The following is a 2,361-nucleotide window of genomic DNA, read 5'->3' as shown; positions in this document are numbered from 1 at the left end:
CCGCTAAACGCGACGCGGCCGGGACCTGCGTTTAGCGGGCTAAACGCGACGCGCGTGGAGGTCCCGCAGGAGGAGGACCTCGGCGCCGTGGTGGATGGCCTCCCGGTTGATGTGCAGGACGAGCGTCGCGAGCGGGTACTCGGCGTACGGGCCTTCGGCCTCGCCGCAGGGGCGTTCGAGGCCTTCGGCGGTCAGGCCGCGGACGCCGTCGCGCCAACGCGCGTATGCGTCGTCGAGCTGCTCCAGCGCTTCCTTGGCCGAAGCCGCGTAGGGGAAGGTCTGATAGTCGACGGGAGGGCCGCCGAAATGCGACGCGGTCCGCATCGCGAAGACGCCGACGATGATGTGGGCGAGACGCCAGGCGATGGTCGTGACCGGCGGCGGCGACGGCTCCGGATACGCCCAGTCGATCATGAGCTTGCCCGTCTCGTCCGGCCGGATCGTCCAGCAGTCCTCGGCGGGTTCCCAGAAGTATTCGTCGTCGCCGAGGGTGTCCAGCCGGGGCCGGAGGTGGTGCGTCCAGTGCCAGTCGAGCTGTTCGGAGAGTTCCTTGCTCCAGTCGATGCCCATGCCTTCGGACGGTAGGCCGCGTCGCGGTCATCCGCTGTCCTGAATCGTGAGGGGGTTGGCGGCGGGGTGACCGGGCCCACCTGGGACGATGGTGGGGAAGCGTACTGCTCTGATCTGGAGGTTTCAGGTGCCCAGTCCCACCGGTCCGGTACTCGTCGTGGACTTCGGGGCGCAGTACGCGCAACTGATCGCGCGCCGCGTGCGCGAGGCGCAGGTGTACTCCGAGGTCGTCCCGCACACCGCCACCGCCGAGGACATCCTCGCCAAGGATCCCGCCGCGATCATTCTTTCCGGCGGTCCTTCCAGCGTGTACGCGGAGAACGCCCCCGCTCTCGCCCCCGGCCTGGTCGACGCGGGCGTGCCGATCCTCGGGATCTGCTACGGCCACCAGGTCCTCGCGCAGGCTCTCGGCGGCACGGTCGAGCCGACCGGGATCCGCGAGTTCGGCCGCACCGAGGTCCGCGTCGCCGGTGAGGGCGGCGTCCTGCACGCCGGTCTCCCGAGCAGCCAGCCCGCGTGGATGAGCCACAACGACAGCGTCACCAAGGCCCCCGAAGGCGCCACCGTGACCGCGTCGAGCGACGGTGCCGCCGTCGCCGGGTTCGAAGACGTCGAGCGCCGCTTCGCCGGCGTCCAGTACCACCCCGAGGTGCACCACTCGCCGCACGGCCAGGAGGTGCTTCGCCGCTTCCTGCACGACATCGCGGGCATCAAGCCGCAGTGGACGACGTCGTCCATCGTCGACGACCAGGTCAAGCGCATCGCCGACCAGGTCGGCGACGGCCGCGCGATCTGCGGGCTCTCCGGCGGTGTCGACTCGGCCGTGGCCGCCGCGCTCGTCCAGCGCGCCATCGGTGACCGGCTGACCTGCGTGTTCGTCGACCACGGTCTGCTGCGTTCCGGCGAGCGCACCCAGGTCGAACGCGACTTCGTCGCCGCGACCGGGGTCAACCTGGTGACCGTCGACGCGCGCGAGCGATTCCTCGACGCGCTGGCCGGGGTCACCGACCCCGAGGAGAAGCGCAAGATCATCGGCCGCGAGTTCATCCGCGTGTTCGAGCAGGCCGAACGTGACCTCAAAGCCGAGGGCGACTACAAGTTCCTGGTCCAGGGCACGCTGTACCCGGACGTCGTCGAATCCGGCGGCGGCGAGGGCGCGGCGAACATCAAGAGCCACCACAACGTCGGCGGGCTGCCCGACGACCTGCAGTTCGAGCTCGTCGAGCCGCTGCGCCTGCTGTTCAAGGACGAGGTGCGGCGCGTCGGGCTGGAGCTCGGGCTGCCGGAGACGATCGTGCAGCGGCAGCCGTTCCCGGGGCCGGGACTCGGCATCCGGATCATCGGCGCCGTCGACGCCGAGCGGCTCGAGACGCTGCGCGCGGCGGACGCCATCGCGCGCGAGGAACTCACCGCGGCCGGGCTGGACGGCGAGATCTGGCAGTGCCCGGTGGTGCTGCTGGCCGACGTCCGCAGCGTGGGTGTCCAGGGCGACGGGCGGACCTACGGGCACCCGATCGTGCTGCGGCCGGTGTCGTCCGAGGACGCGATGACCGCGGACTGGACGCGGCTGCCGTACGAGGTGCTGGAGAAGATTTCGACCCGCATCACCAACGAGGTCGCCGAGGTGAACCGGGTGGTTCTGGACGTCACGTCCAAGCCGCCGGGCACCATCGAGTGGGAGTGACCCGCCCCCGCTCCGACCTGCGTTTAGCCCGCTAATCGCGATCTGTCGCCGCCGCGCACCTTGGCGACCGGGATCGCGTTTAGCGGGCTAAACGCGCTTCGGTGGGC

Annotated in this window: 2 protein-coding genes; one reads left to right on the top strand and one right to left on the bottom strand. The window is 70.5% G+C overall.

Annotated features, from left to right (window positions below):
* Window positions 1-39 precede the first annotated feature (39 nt).
* Window positions 40-570 (bottom strand): DinB family protein, encoded by a 531-nt coding sequence (locus ACFWMR_RS42580; RefSeq protein ID WP_378382494.1) that lies wholly within the window; start codon window positions 568-570, stop codon window positions 40-42.
* A 127-nt stretch (window positions 571-697) separates the two neighbouring features.
* On the opposite strand from ACFWMR_RS42580, the gene guaA reads away from it, so the two are divergent.
* Window positions 698-2,254, top strand: a complete 1,557-nt coding sequence (gene guaA, locus ACFWMR_RS42575) for a glutamine-hydrolyzing GMP synthase (protein WP_378275695.1) — start codon at window positions 698-700, stop codon at window positions 2,252-2,254.
* The last annotated feature ends 107 nt before the right edge of the window (window positions 2,255-2,361 follow it).

The organism is Amycolatopsis thailandensis (assembly GCF_042723255.1).
Taxonomy (GTDB): Bacteria; Actinomycetota; Actinomycetes; order Mycobacteriales; family Pseudonocardiaceae; genus Amycolatopsis; species Amycolatopsis thailandensis.
This window is presented reverse-complemented; position numbering and strand designations above follow the sequence as displayed.

Bases quoted from the DNA above. Each gene is read 5' to 3' on its own strand.
- ACFWMR_RS42580 (WP_378382494.1), bottom strand. From the start codon at position 570: ATGGGCATCGACTGGAGCAAGGAACTCTCCGAACAGCTCGACTGGCAC.